17 protein-coding genes and 1 pseudogene are annotated in these 19,169 nt (G+C 74.0%); 5 read left to right on the forward strand and 13 right to left on the reverse strand.

Annotated features, from left to right (window positions below; translation table 11 throughout):
• Window positions 1-44 precede the first annotated feature (44 nt).
• Window positions 45-1,454 carry a type I glutamate--ammonia ligase gene (gene glnA, locus ACY1JF_RS14140; RefSeq protein WP_462705438.1) on the reverse strand — a complete coding sequence of 470 codons (1,410 nt, stop codon included), beginning with the start codon at window positions 1,452-1,454 and terminating at the stop codon, window positions 45-47.
• A 214-nt stretch (window positions 1,455-1,668) separates the two neighbouring features.
• Here glnA and ACY1JF_RS14145 point away from each other — a divergent pair, with 214 nt between their 5' ends.
• Window positions 1,669-2,136, forward strand: coding sequence for an RDD family protein (locus tag ACY1JF_RS14145; protein WP_462705439.1), 468 nt, complete (start codon window positions 1,669-1,671; stop codon window positions 2,134-2,136).
• 301 nt (window positions 2,137-2,437) lie between these two features.
• Here ACY1JF_RS14145 and ACY1JF_RS14150 read toward each other — a convergent pair whose 3' ends face one another.
• From ACY1JF_RS14150 to lipB, 4 genes are all read right to left on the reverse strand, one after another.
• On the reverse strand, window positions 2,438-3,142 hold the full coding sequence (locus ACY1JF_RS14150) for a DUF4191 domain-containing protein (RefSeq protein WP_462705440.1): 705 nt from the start codon (window positions 3,140-3,142) through the stop codon (window positions 2,438-2,440).
• Between the two features lie 71 nt (window positions 3,143-3,213).
• Window positions 3,214-3,432 carry an SCO2195 family GlnR-regulated protein gene (locus ACY1JF_RS14155; RefSeq protein ID WP_462705441.1) on the reverse strand — a complete coding sequence of 73 codons (219 nt, stop codon included), beginning with the start codon at window positions 3,430-3,432 and terminating at the stop codon, window positions 3,214-3,216.
• A 245-nt stretch (window positions 3,433-3,677) separates the two neighbouring features.
• The gene (lipA, locus tag ACY1JF_RS14160) at window positions 3,678-4,667 is read right to left on the reverse strand and encodes a lipoyl synthase (protein WP_462705442.1); all 990 of its coding nucleotides are present in this window, start codon (window positions 4,665-4,667) and stop codon (window positions 3,678-3,680) included.
• A 73-nt stretch (window positions 4,668-4,740) separates the two neighbouring features.
• Window positions 4,741-5,541 (reverse strand): lipoyl(octanoyl) transferase LipB, encoded by an 801-nt coding sequence (lipB, locus tag ACY1JF_RS14165; RefSeq protein WP_462705443.1) that lies wholly within the window; start codon window positions 5,539-5,541, stop codon window positions 4,741-4,743.
• Window positions 5,542-5,797: 256 nt separating this feature from the next.
• On the opposite strand from lipB, the gene ACY1JF_RS14170 reads away from it, so the two are divergent.
• On the forward strand, window positions 5,798-7,264 hold the full coding sequence (locus tag ACY1JF_RS14170) for a regulator (RefSeq protein WP_462705444.1): 1,467 nt from the start codon (window positions 5,798-5,800) through the stop codon (window positions 7,262-7,264).
• A 153-nt stretch (window positions 7,265-7,417) separates the two neighbouring features.
• Here the strand turns inward: ACY1JF_RS14170 and ACY1JF_RS14175 are convergent, their stop codons facing one another.
• Together ACY1JF_RS14175 and ACY1JF_RS14180 are read right to left on the reverse strand one after the other, a co-directional pair.
• Window positions 7,418-8,842: an NAD(P)/FAD-dependent oxidoreductase gene (locus tag ACY1JF_RS14175; protein ID WP_462705445.1), complete on the reverse strand. Its 1,425-nt coding sequence runs from the start codon at window positions 8,840-8,842 to the stop codon at window positions 7,418-7,420.
• 192 nt (window positions 8,843-9,034) lie between these two features.
• Window positions 9,035-9,931, reverse strand: a complete 897-nt coding sequence (locus tag ACY1JF_RS14180) for a TIGR01777 family oxidoreductase (protein WP_462705446.1) — start codon at window positions 9,929-9,931, stop codon at window positions 9,035-9,037.
• 71 nt (window positions 9,932-10,002) lie between these two features.
• Here ACY1JF_RS14180 and ACY1JF_RS14185 point away from each other — a divergent pair, with 71 nt between their 5' ends.
• On the forward strand, window positions 10,003-10,491 hold the full coding sequence (locus ACY1JF_RS14185) for an N-acetyltransferase family protein (protein WP_462705447.1): 489 nt from the start codon (window positions 10,003-10,005) through the stop codon (window positions 10,489-10,491).
• 15 nt (window positions 10,492-10,506) lie between these two features.
• On the opposite strand, the pseudogene ACY1JF_RS14190 reads toward ACY1JF_RS14185, so the two are convergent.
• Window positions 10,507-10,737: pseudogene (locus tag ACY1JF_RS14190) on the reverse strand (MarP family serine protease); the annotation flags it as partial.
• A gap of 359 nt (window positions 10,738-11,096) precedes the next feature.
• Here ACY1JF_RS14190 and ACY1JF_RS14195 point away from each other — a divergent pair.
• Window positions 11,097-12,029, forward strand: coding sequence for a peptidoglycan recognition protein family protein (locus tag ACY1JF_RS14195; RefSeq protein ID WP_462705448.1), 933 nt, complete (start codon window positions 11,097-11,099; stop codon window positions 12,027-12,029).
• A 25-nt stretch (window positions 12,030-12,054) separates the two neighbouring features.
• Entirely contained in the window at window positions 12,055-12,285 is a 231-nt protein-coding gene (locus ACY1JF_RS14200; protein WP_462705449.1) for a hypothetical protein, read from the forward strand.
• Between the two features lie 34 nt (window positions 12,286-12,319).
• On the opposite strand, the gene ACY1JF_RS14205 is transcribed toward ACY1JF_RS14200, so the two are convergent.
• From ACY1JF_RS14205 to sucB, 5 genes are all read right to left on the reverse strand, one after another.
• Entirely contained in the window at window positions 12,320-12,838 is a 519-nt protein-coding gene (locus ACY1JF_RS14205) for a DUF4240 domain-containing protein (RefSeq protein ID WP_462705464.1), read from the reverse strand.
• Window positions 12,838-13,908: a helix-turn-helix transcriptional regulator gene (locus ACY1JF_RS14210; RefSeq protein WP_462705450.1), complete on the reverse strand. Its 1,071-nt coding sequence runs from the start codon at window positions 13,906-13,908 to the stop codon at window positions 12,838-12,840. The genes ACY1JF_RS14205 and ACY1JF_RS14210 overlap by 1 nt, the downstream gene beginning before the upstream one ends.
• Window positions 13,909-13,965: 57 nt before the next feature.
• Entirely contained in the window at window positions 13,966-16,668 is a 2,703-nt protein-coding gene (aceE, locus tag ACY1JF_RS14215) for a pyruvate dehydrogenase (acetyl-transferring), homodimeric type (protein WP_462705451.1), read from the reverse strand.
• 622 nt (window positions 16,669-17,290) lie between these two features.
• Window positions 17,291-17,914, reverse strand: a complete 624-nt coding sequence (locus ACY1JF_RS14220; protein ID WP_462705452.1) for a GntR family transcriptional regulator — start codon at window positions 17,912-17,914, stop codon at window positions 17,291-17,293.
• Window positions 17,915-18,114: 200 nt separating this feature from the next.
• On the reverse strand, window positions 18,115-19,169 hold a 1,055-nt coding region (gene sucB / locus ACY1JF_RS14225), incomplete at its 5' end, for a 2-oxoglutarate dehydrogenase, E2 component, dihydrolipoamide succinyltransferase (protein ID WP_462705453.1).

Raw genomic sequence — 19,169 nt, forward strand, 5'->3', positions numbered from 1 at the left:
CCCCGGGAAGGGGACGAGGGCCGCCGGCATGGCTCAGGCGCCGGTCACACGTCGAAGTACAGCTCGAACTCGTGCGGGTGCGGACGCAGCTGGAGCGGGGCGATCTCGTTGGTGCGCTTGAAGTCGATCCACGTCTCGATCAGGTCGGACGTGAAGACGTCGCCCTGGAGGAGGAACTCGTGGTCGGCCTCCAGGCGGTCGAGGACGGCGCCCAGCGAGGTCGGGACCTGGGCCACGCTCGCGTGCTCCTCGGGGGCCAGCTCGTAGAGGTCCTTGTCGATCGGCTCGGCCGGCTCGATCTTGTTCTTGATGCCGTCCAGGCCCGCGAGCAGCAGCGCCGAGAAGGCCAGGTACGGGTTGCCGGAGGAGTCGGGCGCGCGGAACTCGACGCGCTTGGCCTTCGGGTTGGAGCCGGTGATCGGGATGCGCATCGCGGCGGAGCGGTTGCGCTGCGAGTACACCAGGTTGATCGGCGCCTCGAAGCCCGGCACCAGGCGGTGGTACGAGTTCACCGTCGGGTTGGTGAAGGCCAGCAGCGACGGGGCGTGCTTGAGGATGCCGCCGATGTAGTAGCGGGCCATGTCGGAGAGGCCGGCGTAGCCCTGCTCGTCGTAGAACAGCGGGTCGCCGTTGCTCCACAGCGACTGGTGGACGTGCATGCCCGAGCCGTTGTCACCGAAGATCGGCTTCGGCATGAAGGTCGCGGTCTTGCCGTTACGCCAGGCGACGTTCTTCACGATGTACTTGAAGAGCTGGAGGTCGTCGGCGGCGGCGAGCAGCGTGTTGAACTTGTAGTTGATCTCGGCCTGGCCGGCGGTGCCCACCTCGTGGTGCTGGCGCTCGACCTTCAGGCCGGAGCGCTCCAGCTCCAGGGAGATCTCGGCGCGCAGGTCGGCGAAGTGGTCGACCGGCGGGACCGGGAAGTAGCCGCCCTTGTAGCGGACCTTGTAACCGCGGTTGTCCTCCACGGCGCCGGTGTTCCAGGCGCCGGCCTCGGAGTCGATGTGGTAGAAGGACTCGTTCGCGCCGGTGGCGAAGCGGACGGAGTCGAAGACGTAGAACTCGGCCTCGGGGCCGAAGAACGCGGTGTCGGCGATGCCGGTGGAGGCGAGGTAGGCCTCGGCCTTCTTCGCCACGTTGCGCGGGTCGCGGGAGTACTGCTCGCCCGTGATCGGGTCGTGGATGAAGAAGTTGATGTTGACCGTCTTGTCCCGGCGGAACGGGTCGACCCGCGCGGTGGACAGGTCGGCGCGGAGCGCCATGTCGGACTCGTGGATGGCCTGGAAGCCGCGGATCGAGGAGCCGTCGAAGGCCAGCTCCTCGGCCGGGTCGAAGGCCTCGGCCGGGATCGTGAAGTGCTGCATCACACCCGGCAGGTCGCAGAAGCGGACATCGACGAACTTGACGTCCTCGTCCGCGATGAACTTCTTGGCCTCGTCGGCGTTCTGGAACATCCAGCTCCTCCTACTCCCGACCGTCCCGCCGGGGTGGTAGATCGTTCGTGCGGCCAGTGCGGGTGGCACACGCTGTCCACGACCCTAAGGACGGGTGGTTTCTCGGGCGTGACCCGTTTGTTTCGCAGAAGTTAACCGGCTCCGTTCCAGCGTAGTCCCGTCCCGTCCCACCCCGCCCGGCACCGGTCCGGAACGCGCGCAGTACCGTGTATCCGTGGACAAGAGGCAAGCAATCGGATCGTGGCTGTCCGGGCCCCGCGCGGCCATGGAGGAGGCGGGCGCCGACTTCGGACACCGGGGCAAGGACCTCGGCCTGCCGGAGGACGGACCGGGTTCGATCGCGGGTCCGGGACGGCGGCTGGGCGCGCTGGCCGTCGACTGGGCCCTGTGCCTGCTGATCGCATACGGCCTGATCACCGACGGCTATGGGCAGGCGACCTCCAACTGGGCGCTGCTCATCTTCTTCGTCCTGAGCGTCCTGACCGTCGGCACCCTCGGCTTCACCCCCGGCAAGCGCCTCTTCGGCCTGCGCGTCGTCGAGCTGGGCACCGGCCGGGTCAGCCCGTCGCGCGTCCTGCTCCGCTCGGCGCTGCTGTGCGTGGCGGTCCCCGCGCTGATCTGGGACCGCGACGGCCGAGGCCTGCACGACCGGCTGGCGCGCACGGTGGAGGTCCGGATCTGATCGGGACCGCGTGTACGTGAGCGCGCGTCCCGCGTGTACGTGATCGGGACCGCGTGTACATGAGCGCGCGTCCCGCCTGTGCGTGAGGGGGGCCGCGTGTACGTGAGTGGCGGGACCGCGTGTACGTGAGTGGGGGGGGCCCGGGGGGTTGCGGGGGGCCCCCCCCACCTTGAAGCGGGGCGCGGCCGGAGCGCGGGGGCGGGGGGCGGCTGGCCGGTGGGGGGGGGCCCGGGGTGTCGGTGGGGGGGGGCCCGGGGAGGGGTCCGGGCCCCCCCCACTCACGTACACGCGGGACGCGCGCTCAGCGCGGGCGCTGGCCGCCGCCCTTCGGCATGCGCATCCCCTTGGGCATCGGGCCCTTGGGCAGCGGCATGTTGCTCATCAGGTCGCCCAGGGCGCGCAGCCGGTCGTTGGTCACGGTGACCTGGGGGCCGGTCAGGACGCGCGGCAGCTTGAGCATGGTGGTGCGCAGCTTCTTCAGCGGCACCTGGCCCTCGCCGTCGCCCACGATCAGGTCGTGCACGGGGACGTCGGCGACGATCCGGTTCATCTTCCTCTTCTCGGCGGCGAGCAGGGACTTCACCCGGTTCGGGTTGCCCTCCGCGACCAGCACGATGCCGGCCTTGCCGACCGCGCGGTGCACCACGTCCTGGTTGCGGTTCATCGCCACCGCCGGGGTCGTCGTCCAGCCCCGGCCGACGTTGTCCAGTACCGCCGCGGCGGCGCCCGGCTGGCCCTCCATCTGCCCGAAGGCCGCCCGCTCGGCCCGGCGCCCGAACACGATCGCCGTCGCGAGGAAGGCGAGCAGCAGGCCCAGGATGCCGAGATAGATGGGGTGACCGATCAGGAAACCGATCGCGAGGAAGACACCGAAGACGATGATTCCGACAGCCGCGAGTACAAGACCGATCTTCTTGTCGGCCCTGCGGGTCATCTTGTAGGTCAGAGCGATCTGCTTCAGTCGCCCGGGGTTCGCGGCGTCCGCCGCGTTGTCCTTCCTCGCCATGGAGCGAAGTCTACGTGCCCCCGGGAGCGCCGACGAAGGCAGTGCCCGCGGGGAGCCCCGCGGCGCGGATGTCAGAGGCGGACGGAGGCGCTCTGGGCGGCCTGGGCGGCCTGGCCGAGGACGCGCTCGGCCTCGACGCGGTCCTTGGCGCGGCGGCGGTCCTCCAGGACGGCGGTCCAGGCGTTGCGGCGGGCGGTGCGCTGGCCACCGCTCATCAGCAGCGACTCGACGGCACGCAGGGCGGCGGTGAACGACGGGACGGCGGTGGCGCGGACGGGCGCGGCCTGCATCGTGGAGTTCCCCCTCGGGGCGGCGGTGGACGGCGGTGCGGGGCGTCGGGAAAGGCTGTACGTGGCGTGAGTCCAGCGTCACTGATTGGTGTTACCAGGGCGTGACCCGCCGGTCAAACGCCCATGAAGCCCCGGAGTCGGGGCCCGGAACCCCGGCGCGGCCCCGGCCGTGGCCCTCATCAGCGAGGACGTCCGGGACCGCGTCGTACCGGCCATTACCGGCGAGTAGCCTCTTGTGCTCGAATTCACACGGCCTGCGCGGCGACGAACGCGCCGTCCTGCTGCGGAGCGGCGGAATGACGCTGCTCGATCGCCATCCGGTACAGCCGCCCCGCCCGGTACGAGGAGCGCACCAGCGGACCGGACATGACCCCGGAGAAGCCGATCTGCTCGGCCTCCTCCTTCAGCTCCACGAACTCGTGGGGCTTGACCCAGCGCTCCACGGGGTGGTGGCGCACGGAGGGCCGCAGGTACTGCGTGATGGTCACCAGCTCGCAGCCCGCCTCGTGCAGCTGCTTCAGCGCCTCGCTGACCTCCTCGCGGGTCTCGCCCATGCCGAGGATCAGGTTGGACTTGGTGACCAGGCCGAAGTCGCGGGCCTCGGTGATGACCTTCAGGGAGCGCTCGTAGCGGAAGCCGGGGCGGATGCGCTTGAAGATGCGCGGGACCGTCTCGACGTTGTGCGCGAAGACCTCGGGGCGGGAGGCGAAGACCTCGGCGAGCTGCTCGGGCACCGCGTTGAAGTCGGGGGCCAGCAGTTCGACCTTGGTGCGGCCCCCGTCGCGCCCGGCGGTCTGCTGGTGGATCTGGCGCACGGTCTCGGCGTACAGCCAGGCGCCGCCGTCCGCCAGGTCGTCGCGGGCCACGCCGGTGATGGTGGCGTAGTTCAGGTCCATGGTGACCACGGACTCGCCGACGCGGCGGGGCTCGTCGCGGTCGAGCGCCTCGGGCTTGCCGGTGTCGATCTGGCAGAAGTCGCAGCGCCGGGTGCACTGGTCGCCGCCGATGAGGAAGGTCGCCTCGCGGTCCTCCCAGCACTCGTAGATGTTGGGGCAGCCGGCTTCCTGGCAGACCGTGTGCAGGCCCTCGCCCTTCACCAGGTTCTGCATCTTCGTGTACTCGGGACCCATTTTCGCCCGGGTCTTGATCCACTCGGGCTTGCGCTCGATGGGGGTCTGGCTGTTGCGGACCTCCAGGCGCAGCATCTTGCGTCCGTCGGGTGCGACTGCGGACACGACCGGCTCCCTAGCGTTCGATTCTTCGGCGCCTTCAGAGTACGCCCGTGCAATCGAAAGCCCGCCTCCCGTCTCAGGCGGCCGGTGTCTTCTCGATCACGCGCGGCTTGAGCTCCGCGTTCTCCAGTACGTCCCGCAGGTGCCGCTCCACCACCGGCAGCACCTCCCCGATCGTGACGTCCCGGCCCAGTTCGTCCGCCAGGGAGGCGACGCCGGCGTCCCGGATGCCGCACGGGATGATCCTGTCGAACCACTTGTTGTCCGGGTGCACGTTGAGCGCGAAGCCGTGCATGGTGACGCCCTTGGCGACCCGGATGCCGATCGCGGCGATCTTGCGGTCCTCGCGGCGCTGTCCGGCGTTGGAGGGCGCGTACTCCGGGCCGTTGAGCCGGGGGTCGAACTCCTCGTCGGTGAGCCGGGGGTCGAAGTCCAGCGACAGCCCGCCGAGCGACGGGCGCCGCTCCACCGGGTCGCCCAGGACCCAGACCCCGCTGCGGCCCTCGACCCGGCTGGTCTCCAGGCCGAACTCGGCGCAGGTGCGGATCAGGGCCTCCTCCAGCCGCCGGACGTGCGCGACGACGTCCACCGGGCGCGGGAGCTTCTGGATCGGGTAGCCCACCAGCTGGCCGGGGCCGTGCCAGGTGATCTTGCCGCCGCGGTCCACGTCGATGACGGGGGTGCCGTCCAGCGGGCGCTCGCTGTCCGCCGTGCGCCGGCCGGCCGTGTAGACCGGCGGGTGCTCCAGCAGCAGCACGGTGTCCGGGACCTCGTCGGCGAACCGCGCCGCGTGCACCCGGCGCTGCTCGTCCCACGCCTCCTGGTACTCGACGGCCTGTGCGCCGAACCCCATACGGACGAACCGCAACCCACTCACGGCAAGCGCCTCCCTGGACGTAGTAAGGCACGGCTGGTGCCCCCGCCACTGTACGTCCGCCCCCTGGGGTGCCGCCGGGGACCCGGAGCCGTCAGCCGGACGGCCGATCCTCACACGATCGGATGAATGGATGCCGAAGGGTGCGATGAGGTGCTTACTCTCCGCTACATTCGCGCCGATCACGAGGCCATAAGGGCTGCTCACAGGCAATCCGGGCACTTCGAACGCCCCGGAAGGCAGGAGACCGCACCGCACCATGACGGAACGACCCGCGCAGCGCACCCCCAACCGCCAGCTCGCCGCGCTCATCGCCGAAGCCGGCTTCTCCAACGCGGGTCTCGCGCGTCGCGTCGACCAGCTCGGCCTCGAACACGGCCTGGACCTCAGATACGACAAGACGTCCGTCACCCGGTGGCTGCGCGGTCAGCAGCCGCGAGGCACCACCCCCGCCCTGATCGCCGAGGTCTTCACCCGGCGCCTGGGCCGCCGGCTCACCGCCCAGGACCTCGGCCTGGACGCCTGTGCCCCCGTCTACGCGGGCCTGGAGTTCGCCGCGACCCCCGAGGAGGCCGTCGACATCGTCAGCGGCCTGTGGCGCAAGGACTCCGGCAGCCACGCCGAACTCCGCAAGATCGCCTTCACCCCGGCGGGCCTCGTCGTGCCCAGCCGGGACTGGCTGATCGGCCGCGCCGACGACAAGGTGGCCCGCGCCGAGCCGCCGGTCCGCGTCCCCGCCCAGGGCCGTCCGGGGGTCCCCGGCCACCCGGCCCGGCCGGAGTCCGGCAGCCGGCGGCGCTCCCCGGTCGACCGCGGCCCCGGGGTGCGGGTCGGCGCCGGCGACCTCGCCGCGCTGCGCTCGGTGGGCGAACTCTTCCGCAGCCTGGACGACCGCTACGGCGGCGGCCACGCCCGGCAGGCCCTGGTGCGCTACCTCGAACACGAACTGGAGCCGATGCTGCGCGGCAGCTACGGCGAGCAGACCGGCCGCCGGCTGTTCGCCGCCGCCGCCGACCTCACCCGGCTCGCCGGCTGGACCTCGTACGACATCGCCGCGCACGGGCTCGCGCAGCGCTACTTCGTGCAGGCCCTGCGGCTCGCGCAGGCGGCCGGGGACCGGCCGTACGGGTCCTACGTGCTGGCCACCATGAGCTGGCAGGCCGTCTACCTCGGGCACGGGCGCGAGGCGGTGCAGCTCGCCCGCGTCGCCCAGCAGGGCGTCGGCAGCACCGCGCCGCCCGTGGTGCAGGCGCTGCTGCACGTCTGCGAGGCGCGCGGGTACGGAGTCCTCGGCGAGGTGCGGGCCTGCACCGCGGCCCTGGTGCGGGCCGAGCGGGCCATGGAGGCCGCCCGGCCCGGCGACGAGGTGCCGCACTGGGCGCGGTTCTTCGACGAGGCGCAGCTCGCCGACGAGCTGGCCCACTGCCACCGGGACCTCCAGCAGTTCCGGGTCGCCGCCCAGCAGGCCGAGCGGTCCCTGCAGCTGCGGCCCGCGGCCCAGGCCCGCGGCCGGCTGTTCTGCCGGGTGGTCCTGGCCACCGCCCGGCTGGGCCTGGGCGAGCTGGACGCGGCGTGCCAGCTGGGGGCCGAGGCGGCCGGGCAGGCGGCGGAGATGCGGTCGGTGCGGGCGGTGGAGTACGTGCGGGAGTTCGAGCGGAGGCTGGAGCCGTACCGCGACGCCGCGCCCGTCCGGGGCTACCGGGACAAGGTCGCGGCCCTGGGGTAGCCCCGGGGGCTGTCCGCCGGGTGCGGGCGCGTCGTGGTCGCTCGCGCCCCATGCGGCTTCGCGTCCCATCCGGCTCCGCGCCCCATCCGGCTCCGCGCCCCATCCGGCCTCGCGCCCCATCCGGCTCCGCACCCCTTCCGGGGGCGCGGAGCGTCACGCCGCCCGGGCAGCCGGGCCGGGTTCCGCCCGGTGCGGGGAGCCCCGCGTGCCCAGGTCCGCCAGGACGGCCGTCGCCGCCCGGTGCGCCGAGCGGAGGGCGCCCTGGACGGTGCCGGCGTCGCGGTGGTCGCCGCACACGTACAGGCCCGCCAGCAGGCGCACCGGGCGGCGCGGGTCGTGCGGCGGGCGCATGGCCGGCACCGCCTCGGGCGTGTGGTGCACCGCCAGGGTCTCCCAGCGCGCGGTCGAGGTGCCGTAGAGGCGGGACAGGTGGGCGCGTACGGCGGTGTCGACGTCGGGCGGGGGCGGGCCCAGGACGGTGGACGACACCAGGGCGCGGCCGGCCGGTGCGCGGGACGGGTCCACCTCGCTGATCACGGCCGTGTGGGCGACCGGCCCGCCCCGGTCGGCGTCGAGCAGCAGGGCCGTGCCGGTCGCCGGGGGCTCGTCGGTGGTGTGGTGCACCACCGTCACCGGGTGGAAGTCCGGGACCCGCAGCCCGGGCAGCAGCTCGGCGGCGGCCCGGGCGTCGGTGGCCAGCAGCACCGCCCGGCAGCGCAGGACACCGTGCCCGGCGGTGGTCACCGCGTTGGCGGCGATCGAGGTGACCCGTACGCCGGTGCGCACGGTGCCCGGCGGCAGCGCCCCGGCCAGCAGGTCCGGCAGGGCCTCGGCGCCGCCCTCCGGCAGCCCCAGCCGCCCGGTCGCGAAGGCGCGCAGCGCCAGGTCGGCGCACCGGCTGGAGGTGGTCAGCTCCGGGTCGCACAGCAGCGCGGCGAGCAGCGGGCGCAGGAAGCCGTCGACGGTGCGGGCGGGCAGCCCGCGGACGGCGAGCGCCTGCCGCGCGGGCAGCTCCGGGCGGGCCAGCAGCCGTTCGACCGGCGTGGTCGCGAGCCGGGTGAGCGCGGCGGTCAGCCGGGCCTGGTCGACGGCGGTGCCCAGCGGGGACCCGGCCCGCACCCGGCGGGCCACCGCCTGCCGCCCGGCCGCCCGGGCGACGGCCCCGGCCCGGCCCGCTCCCGGCACCGGCCCCCGCGCCCCCGGCACCGGCCGTGGAGCGCTCGCCAGGGCGCGTACGGTGTGCAGTGCGCCCCGTGCGCCCCCGGCACCGTAGGGAGCGGCCACGCGGTGGTGCAGACCTTCGCTGTGGACCAGCGCCCCCGGCGCGAAGGGCCGCAGCACGAGTCCGTCCAGGCCGGGGACGAGCCTCAGTTCGGGACAGGACGTCGGCAGCGACTGCCCGATCCGGTCGAGCCGGAAGCCGTCGACCTTCTCGGTCGCCGTCCGGCCGCCCGTCACGGGGGCCGCCTCCAGGACCACGGTCGACACTCCCTGGCTGGTCAGCCGGTGTGCCGCCGCGAGCCCGGCGACCCCGGCCCCCACGACGACGACGTCCGCCTGGTACATGGGCTCACACACGTGCCCCTCCTCGCGATCACGCGGCCACTGGAGGCGTAAGGCCCCCAACTGGCTTTCGGAACAACCGAGTTCAGATCGAGACTAGGGACGCGGCCGGGCGGTGACAGTCGCACGGGGACAGGGCACGGTCGCACGCAGGTCGCACACGGCCGGGTCCGTCCGGCCCGGCGTCCCCCGCCGCGCCACCGCGGATCACAGCGCCGCGCGGATCGCACCGTCGATCTCCGGGAACGCGAACCGGAACCCCGACTCCAGCAGCCGCCCCGGCACCACCCGCGCGCTGCCCAGCACGTCCCCGGCCATCTCGCCGAGCACCGTCCGCAGCACCGGGGCGGGGACCGCGAGGAGGGCGGGCCGGCGCAGGACCCGGCCCATCGCCTCGGTGATCTCCCGGTTGGTGCGCGGCCGCGGCGCGGTCAGGTTGAACGGGCCGGACAGGTCCCCGCGGGCCAGCAGATGGCGGATCGCGGCCACCTCGTCGTGCAGCGCGATGAACGACCAGTACTGCCGCCCGTCGCCCAGGCGCCCGCCGAGCCCCGCCCTGAACAGCGGGAACAGCCGCCCCCAGGCCCCGCCGCCGCGCGCGACGACCAGCCCGGTGCGGGTGAACACCGTCCGCACCCCGGCCTTTCGGGCGGGTGCGGCGGCGGCCTCCCACTCGACGCACAGTTCGGGCAGGAAGCCCCGGCCCGCGGGGGCGCTCTCGTCCACCGCGCGCTCCCCGGTCTCCCCGTAGAAGCCGATCGCGCTGCCGTTCACGAAGACCTCCGGCGGCCGGTCCAGGGAGGCGACGGCACGGGCCAGCGCCGCCGTGCCGCGGACCCGGCTGTCCCGGATCCGCGCCTTGTACGCCGCCGTCCAGCGCCGGTCGCCGACGCCGGCCCCGGCCAGGTTGACCACGGCGTCGCAGCCGGCCAGCCCGGCCGTGTCCACCCGGCCGCGCTCGGGGTCCCAGCGGACCTCGCCCGGTCCCCGGGGCGCGTGCCGCACCAGGCGCACCACCTCGTGCCCGTCCGCCGTCAGGGACCGCGCCAGCGCGCTGCCGATCAGACCGGACGCGCCGGCCACCGCGATGCGGGAAGGTTCCATGGGGACATCCTGCCGCCGCCGGGGAAGCGGCGCAGCGGACGCCGCCGGTGCCCTGCCGTAGAGTGACCGCCATGTCCGAAGCGCGCATACGGCCCGCTCGGCCCGACGACGAAGAGGCGCTGGGCCTGCTCGACCGGGAGACCTGGTCCCCGCTGCACGCGGTCGCGCCCCGCCCGGAACCGGGCGCCCCCTTCTTCCAGGCGCACGCGGGCCCCGACGCCCACCTCGTCGCCGAACTCGACGGCCGCCTCGTCGGCTACCTCCGCCTCGGACGCCCCACCGGCCTCGCCTCCAACCGGCACGTGCGGGCCGTCCACGGCCTCGCCGTCGCCGAGGAGGCCCGCGGCCGCGGCATCGGCCGCCGTCTGCTCCGCGCCGCCGCCGAGGAGGCCCGCCGCCTGGGCGCCCGCCGCCTCACGCTGCGCGTCCTCGGCCCCAACACGCCCGCCCGGAAGCTCTACGCGTCCGAGGGCTTCGTCGTCGAAGGGGTGCAGCCCGAGGAGTTCCTCCTGGACGGCGCGTACGTCGACGACGTGCTGATGGGCAAGTTCCTGCGCTGACCCCGCGGCCCCGCGCTACGACGTCACCGGCGCCCCCGTGTCCACGGCCGCCGTGGCCGTCGCCGCGCGCCGGGCCTCGCCGGACACCTCGCCGGCCGTCAGCACGTACCCGGTGGCGGCGTCGGAGGTGGAGCGGGCGAAGACCACGCCGTACACCCGGCCCCCGGTGGTCAGCAGCGGCCCGCCGGAGTTGCCCGGACGGACCGTGGAGCGTATCGAGTAGATCTCCCGGGTGACCTCGACCTCGCTGTAGATGTCCCGGCACCCACGGCAGGACCCACACGCCGACGACCGCGCCGCCGACGAACCCGGCCAGCGCGACACAGCCCGCCACCAGCCCGCGCCGGTACCCGCAGGCCGCGTACGCCGGCACCACCAGCGCCGGCACGATGTCGAGCAGATCCACACGAGCCGCCCTCCCCTCGGACCCCGGCCCCCCTCGGTACGTGCCGCAAGGGCCCGGCGGTCAACCGGTGCCGTACCTGCGGTCGGTGATCGTCCACAGGTGCGGCCGTCCGGGGAAACGCCGCGGACCGGGACGATGGTTCCACCGGGTGGCACAGCGCACGTCGCGGACCGGCCGCGACGGGCCGACAGTGGGTGTCATGCGTGTGCTGCGAGGGCTGCGGAAAGCGGCGGGACGACGCGCGGGACGCCTCCCGCTCCGTGCCCCGGCCCGCGTCCCGCTCCGTGCCCCGGCCCGCGTCCCGTTCCGTGCCCTGCTCCGTGTCCCGCTCCCCGTCCTGCTGCTGGGCTGTCTGCCCGTCCTCGCCGTCGCCGTCGGACTGGCGCTGTTCCTGACCGGCACGGACCGGCCGGCCGGCCCGCACACCCGCGCCACCACCCGGCCGGAGAGCCGGTACACCGCGCCCCGGCCGGACATCGTCCCCCGCTCGTCCTGGCTGGGCGACGCCGCCCGCCGGCAGCCGCCCCCGCGCTACGACGACCAGGTCGTCGCCGTCTTCGTCCACCACACCGACAGCCCCAACGGCTACGACTGCGCCGACACGCCCCGCATCCTGCGCGGCATCTACACCGGCCAGACCGGCGCCCGGGAGTGGGACGACCTCGGCTACAACTTCGTCGTCGACCGCTGCGGCACCGTCTACGAGGGCCGCGCCGGAGGCGTCGACCGGGCCGTGACCGGCGCCCACACCCAGGGCTTCAACCACCGCACCGCCGGCATCGCCGCCCTGGGCACCTACACCGAGGGCGTGCCGGTGCCCCGGGCGCTGACCGACGCGATCGCCGCGCTGGCCGCCTGGAAACTGGGCCCCGCCGGCACCGACCCGCGCGGCCGGGTCCGCCTGGTCTCCAGCAACGGCCTCAGCCGGTACGCCGCCGGCACCACCGCCGCGCTGCCCGCCGTCGCCGGGCACGACGACGGCTACCGGACCAGCTGCCCCGGCGCCGCGCTCAGCGCCCGGCTCCCCGAGATCCGGGAGCGCGCGGCCCGGCTCCAGGGCCGCCCCGCACCTCACAGGACGGCCACAGCGGTCACGCAGGCTCCTCAGAGCCGGGGCCCCTACCGTCGGTGACACAAGCCGACCGGAGGTGGGGACCATGAAGAACAGCCAGGACCACAGCACCAGCACCAGCACCTGGGCCGAGGCGCTGCGCCGCCCCTGGACCGCGCTGGCCGCCGCCGCGGCCGTGGTCCTGGGCCCGGCCGCCGTCACCGCCTCCGCCCTGGACCAGGCCAACGCGGCCCCGCAGCACCACGCGGGCACCCTGAAGGCCGAGCAGACCCAGGCGTACCTCCCGACGGACACGACCCGCCGCCGCACCGCCTGATCCGCGCCGGCCCGCTCACCCGCCGAACGGGTCCTCAGGCGCCGAACCGCTCCCACAGCCGGGGCAGCCGCCGCGCCAGGGCCCGGTCGTCCGCCAGGTCGACCGGGGCGCCCGCCGGTCCGGCGGGCGGCGGGGGGATGTCCAGCTCCGGGGCGACCACGCCGGTGAGCTGCTCGTAGGCCTCGTCGGCCGCGCAGCCGAGGCCCTCGCCGTCGCCGTCGGCCTCCTCGTCGAAGCCGTCGAGGAGATCGGCCAGCGCGTCCGCGTCGTGCACGGCGCCCTCGTAGACCTTCCGGCCCTGGCCGATCAGCCAGCACCGGAAGCGGTCGAACGCGTCGTCGCCCGCGTCGCCCAGCAGGATCCGGGCGGCGCCCCGCAGCTCCCAGGTGCAGGCGCGGTCGCAGCGGGTCTCGAAGTGGCGGGCGAAGTCCAGGACCGCGTCCGGGTCCAGCCGGCACAGCAGCTCCACCAGCAGGCCGGCCTGGTCCTCGGGATCGCCCTCGGCGTCCCGGCGAGCGGTGTCGACCAGCTCCCAGAACTCCGTCTCGTCCATCACGCGTCCAGCATCGGCCCCGGCGGGCCGGGGCGCACGTCCGGGCGGCGGATCGCCGTCCGGACGTCGTCGGCCTGCCCGTACAGGGCGGCGAGCCGCCGGGCGTCCGCCGCGAAGCGCTCGCGCAGCGACCGGGGGGCCAGCACCTCCGCCTCCGGGCCGAGCGACCCGAGCTGGGCGTGGGCGACCTCCTCCGACTCCACCGGCAGCGCCACCGTGAGCAGTCCCTCCCCGTCCGGGGGCCCGGCGGCGGCCAGGGCCTGCCGGGCGGCCGCCGGGTCCACGGCGTACGGCAGCCGCCGCGCACCGGCCGGGGAGAGCCGTACCACCACCTCGGCCCGCAGGATCGACCGCGCGAACCCCTGAGCCCGCTCCGCCCAGAAGGCGGGCAGGTCGAACCCCTCGTCCCGCGCGAACCGCTCCCCGCCCGGCTCGACCGAGGTGAACCGGTCGATCCGGTAGACCCGGTAGGCCCGCGGGTCCCCGTCGCCCGCCGCGTCCGTCACCCGGGCGCACAGGTACCAGACCCCCGCCTTCAGGACCAGCCCGTACGGCTCCAGCTCCCGGCCGACCTCGGCCTCGTCCTCGCCGCGCCGGTAGCGCGCCGTGATCCGGCGGTCGTCCCACACCGCGTCCGCCACCGCCGGCAGCAGTTCGGGCGGGCGCGGCTCGGTGAACCAGTTCGGGGCGTCCAGGTGGAAGCGCTGCGCGGCCGTGCGGGAGGCGTCGCGCAGGGACGGCAGCAGCGCCGCCGAGACCTTCAGGCGGGCCGCCGAGGCCGCGTCCTCCAGGCCCATCTCGCGCAGCGCCCCGGGCACCCCGGACAGGAACAGCGCCTCCGCCTCGCCGCGGTGCAGCCCCGTCAGACGGGTGCGGTAGCCGCCGATCAGCCGGTAGCCGCCGGCCCGGCCCCGGTCCGCGTACACCGGCACGCCCGCCTCGGACAGGGCCTGCGCGTCCCGGGCGACCGTCCGCTCGGACACCTCCAGCTCCCGGGCCAGTTCGGCGGCGGTCATCGACGTGCGGGACTGGAGCAGCAGGACCATCTTGATCAGGCGGGCGGCACGCATGGCCCCCATCATGCAGGAGGCCCCCGCCGGCGGCGGGGGCCTCCTGGGACATCCGGCCTACAGGCCGTAGCGCTCGCGCGCCTCCTTCACGGCCGTCGCCTTGACCTCGCCGCGCCGGGCCAGCTGGGCCAGCGCCGCGACGACGACGGACTCGGCGTCCACGCCGAAGTGGCGGCGGGCGCCCTCACGGGTGTCCGACAGACCGAAGCCGTCGGCGCCCAGCGAGGACCAGTCCTGCTCGACCCACTGCGCGATCTGGTCGGGGACCTGGCGCATGTAGTCGGAGACCGCCAGCACCGGGCCCTCGGCGCCCTGCAGCGCCTGCCGGACGTACGGCGTGCGCTCCTCGCCGCGCAGCAGCGCCGCGTCGGCGTCCATGGCGTCCCGGCGCAGCTCCGTCCAGGAGGTCGCGGACCACACGTCGGCGGCCACGCCCCACTCCTCGGCCAGCGTCTTCTGTGCCTTCAGCGTCCAGTGGATCGCCGTACCGGAGGCGAGCAGCTGGATGCGCGGGGCGTTCGCCGCCGGGGCCAGGCCCGCCGACTCCGCCGTGTTGAAGCGGTACAGGCCCTTGACGATGCCCTCGTCGATGCCCAGGCCCTGCGGCTTGGCGGGCTGCGGCATCGGCTCGTTGTAGACGGTGAGGTAGTAGAAGACGTTCTGGTCCTCACCCGGCTTGGCCTCGCCGTACATCCGGCGCAGGCCCTCCTTGACGATGACGGCGATCTCGTAGGCGAACGCCGGGTCGTACGTGAGGGACGCCGGGTTGGTCGCGGCGATCACCGGGGTGTGGCCGTCGGCGTGCTGCAGGCCCTCACCGGTCAGCGTGGTGCGGCCGGCGGTGGCGCCGATCAGGAAGCCGCGGCCGAGCTGGTCGCCGAGCTGCCACATCTGGTCGGCCGTGCGCTGCCAGCCGAACATCGAGTAGAAGATGTAGAACGGGATCATCGCCTCGCCGTGCGTGGCGTACGCGGTGGACGCGGCGATGAAGTCGGCCATGGAACCGGCCTCGGTGATCCCCTCGTTGAGGATCTGCCCGTTCTCGGCCTCCTTGTAGTACATCAGCTGGTCGCGGTCGACCGGCTCGTACGTCTGGCCCTTGGGGGAGTAGATCCCGAGCGACGGGAAGAGGCTCTCCATGCCGAAGGTGCGCGCCTCGTCGGGGACGATCGGCACCCATCGCTTGCCGGTCTCCTTGTCGCGGACCAGGTCCTTGACCAGCCGGACGAAGGCCATGGTGGTGGCGACGGACTGCGAGCCGGAGCCCTTGTCGAAGGCGGTGAACGCCTTCTCGGCGGGCGCGGGCAGCGGGGCCAGGGCGTGCGTGCGGCGGGCCGGGGCCGGACCGCCGAGGGCCGCGCGGCGCTCCTGGAGGTAGCGGACCTCGGGGGAGTCGGCGCCCGGGTGGCCGTAGGGGACCACGCCGTCGACGAAGTCGCTGTCCTTGATCGGCAGCCCGAGCAGGTCGCGCATCTCCTTGAACTCGTCCACCGACAGCTTCTTCATCTGGTGGTTGGCGTTCTTGGAGGCGAAGCCCTTGCCCAGGGTGTGGCCCTTGACCGTCTGGGCCAGGACCACGGTCGGCGCGCCCTTGTGGGCGAGCGCGGCCCGGTAGGCGGCGTAGACCTTGCGGGCCTCGTGACCGCCGCGCGAGAAGTGGAAGCACTCCAGGATCTGGTCGTCGCTCAGCAGCTTCGCCATCTCGACGAGCGCCGGGTCCTTGCCGAAGAAGTCCTGGCGGATGTAGGCGGCGTCGCGGGTCTGGTACGTCTGGACCTGCGCGTCGGGCACCTCGCGCAGCCGGCGTACGAGCGCGCCCGTGGTGTCGAGCGCGAACAGCTCGTCCCAGGCGGTGCCCCACAGGGTCTTGACGACGTTCCAGCCGGAGCCGCGGAAGAGGGCCTCCAGCTCCTGCACGATCTTGAAGTTGGCGCGGACCGGGCCGTCGAGGCGCTGCAGGTTGCAGTTGATGACGAAGGTCAGGTTGTCCAGGCCCTCACGGGCGGCGAGGGTGAGCGCGGTGGTCGACTCCGGCTCGTCCATCTCGCCGTCGCCGAGGAACGCCCACACGTGCGACTCGGAGACGTCCTTGATGCCGCGGCTGGTCAGGTAGCGGTTGAACCGCGCCTGGTAGATCGCGGAGATCGGGCCCAGGCCCATGGAGACGGTGGGGAACTCCCACAGCCAGGGCAGGCGCCGCGGGTGCGGGTAGGACGGCAGGCCGTTGCCGCCGGACTCGCGGCGGAAGTTGTCGAGGTGGTCCTCGCTCAGGCGGCCGTCGAGGAAGGCCCGGGCGTAGATGCCGGGGGAGGCGTGGCCCTGGATGTAGAGCTGGTCGCCGGAGCCGTCACCCTCCTTGCCCTTGAAGAAGTGGTTGAAGCCGGTCTCGTACAGCCAGGCCGCGGAGGCGAAGGTGGCGATGTGGCCGCCGACGCCGTATTTGCTGCCGCGGGTCACCATCGCCGCCGCGTTCCAGCGGTTCCAGGCGGTGATCCGCCGCTCCATCTCCTCGTCGCCGTCCACGGCGGGCTCGGCGGAGGTGGGGATGGTGTTGATGTAGTCCGTCTCGAGGAGCTTCGGCAGTGCGACGCCGGCTCCCTCGGCACGCTCCAGCGTGCGCCGCATCAGGTAGGCGGCCCGGTGGGGGCCGGCCGCCTTCGCGACGGCGTCCAGGGACGCCTGCCATTCGGCGGTCTCCTCAGGGTCCCGGTCCGGGAGCTGGTCGAGCGCGCTCGGCTGGATGGCGTGGGGGTCGGTCATGTCGCCGCCTTCCTCAGTCGAAGGGGGTTCCCTCATCGGTAAGGGTTCGGGGTGCCCTTGGTCTTTGGCAGGACAGGGCGTGGGCTCCGGTGCGGTAACACTGTGCGGCTTCCGCCGCGCGCCCATCGGTGACTGTAACCCCGTGATCGATGATCGATCAAAGGGTTGAGGGGCAAAACCTCTTGATCACGAGAAAGTCGGCACGGGGTGCCTTCGGCGGTGGCACGGGGTGACGGTCCCGTCGGGGGATACGTGCAGGTGAGCGCGGTGGAGCTCGGGTGGACCGGGGGTGCGGCGGCCGCGGGCGGAGGGGGCCGTCCGCGCCGTTCCCCGTGTCCCTGGAGGGGAGCGGGGCTGTGCCGATCGGGGCCTGGGGGCGCGCGCCTCAGGGGTCAGGGGCGCGCGGGGACCGGGGGCCGGGGGCGCGGGACCCGGGCCAGGGACCCGTGGGGGCCGGGAGCTCGGGACCCAGGCCAGGGCCCCGTGGGGCCGGGGGCGCGGGCTCGCCCTTCCGTGCCCGGCGGGCACATCACGGGCGCGGCCCCCAGGGGCCGGGGCGCGCGGAACCCGGGGGCCGGGGGCGCGCGGGACCCGGGGGCCGGGGGCGCGCGGGACCCGGGGGTCAGGGGCGCGGGGCGCACCCCAGGACGTGCGACTTGACCAGTTCGGCGATGCGCGGGTCGCGCCGCTTGAAGGCGGCGACCAGCTCCTCGTGCTCCTCCGCGTAGGACTGCTGCACCGTGCCCAGCCACCGTATCGACAGCGCCGTGAACACCTCGATCCCCAGCCCCTCCCAGGTGTGCAGCAGCACCGAGTTGCCGGCCGCCCGCACCAGCTCCCGGTGGAAGCCGACCGTGTGCCGGACCTGGGCCGTCCCGTCGGCGATGCGGTCCGCCTCGTACAACGCGCTGACGTGCGGTTCCAGCGCCGAGCAGTCCTCCGCCAGCCGCACCGCCGCCAGCTCCGCCGCGATCGCCTCCAGACCGGCGCGGACCGGGTAGCTCTCCTCCAGGTCGGCCGCCGTCAGGTTCCGCACCCGTACGCCCTTGTTCGGCGCGGACTCGATCAGCCGCAGTGACTCCAGCTCCCGCAGCGCCTCCCGCACCGGCGTCTGGCTGACCTCCAGCTCGGTGGCGATCCGCCGCTCCACGATCCGCTCGCCCGGCTGCCAGCGCCCGCTGATGATCCCTTCCAGGATGTGCTCGCGGATCTGCTCGCGGAGCGAGTGGACGACGGGCGCGGTCATGAAGGGCTCCTTAGGGAGGGGCCCCTGCCGGCCCCCTGGGGCGTTGACGAATAGACAATACGGCCGCCGACCGTCGGCGGTAGGGCGCATACGGGCGCTTTCACGCAGGTGAGACGAGGCTTACACGCCGGGTGTGACCAAAAACGGCGGCGCCCCCGCCCGGAGTGTTCCGGACGGGGGCGCCGTGAGGACCGTACGGGTCAGAGGCCCAGCTCGACCTCGTACTCGCCCGCCTCCAGGATGGCCTTGACCGCGGTCAGGTAACGCGCGGCGTCGGCACCGTCCACCAGGCGGTGGTCGTAGGACAGGGTCAGGTACGTCATGTCGCGGACGCCGATGACCGTGCCCTCCTCCGTCTCGATCACGGCGGGACGCTTGACCGTCGCGCCGATGCCGAGGATCGCGACCTGGCCCGGCGGCACGATGATCGTGTCGAAGAGCGCACCGCGCGAACCGGTGTTGGAGATGGTGAAGGTCGCGCCCGACAGCTCGTCCGGCGTGATCTTGCCGGCCCGGACCTTGCCCGCCAGGTCGGCGGTGGCCTTGGCGATACCGGCGATGTTGAGGTCACCGGCGTTCTTGATGACCGGGGTCATCAGGCCCTTCTCGGAGTCCACCGCGATACCGATGTTCTCGGTGTCGAAGTAGGTGATGGTCCCCTCGGCCTCGTTGATCTTGGCGTTGATCGGCGCGTGCGCCTTCAGCGCCTGGGCCGCGGCCTTGACGAAGAACGGCATCGGGGAGAGCTTGACGCCCTCACGGGCCGCGAACGCGTCCTTGGCGCGGGCGCGCAGCTTCATCAGGCGGGTGACGTCGACCTCGACGACCGAGGACAGCTGCGCCTGCTCGTGCAGCGCCTTGACCATGTTGTCGCCGATGACCTTGCGGATGCGGGGCATCTTCACGGTCTGGCCGCGCAGCGGGGACGCCTCCAGCTTCGGCGCCTTCCTGGCCGCCGGGGCGGCGGGGGCGGCAGCGGCGGCCGGGGCCGGGGCGGCGGCCTTGGCGGCCTCCGCGGCGGCGATGACGTCCTGCTTGCGGATGCGGCCGCCGACGCCGGTGCCCGAGACGGTGGACAGGTCGACGCCGTTCTCGGCGGCGAGCTTGCGCACCAGCGGGGTGACGTAGGCGCCGTCGTCCGCCGGCTGGGCGGCGGCCGGGGCCTTCGCGGCCGGGGCCGGGGCGGGAGCCGGAGCGGCCGGGGCGGGCGCGGGGGCCGGAGCGGCCGGGGCGGGCGCGGGGGCCGGAGCCGGAG

The organism is Streptomyces sp. SYSU D01066-1 (assembly GCF_054956795.1).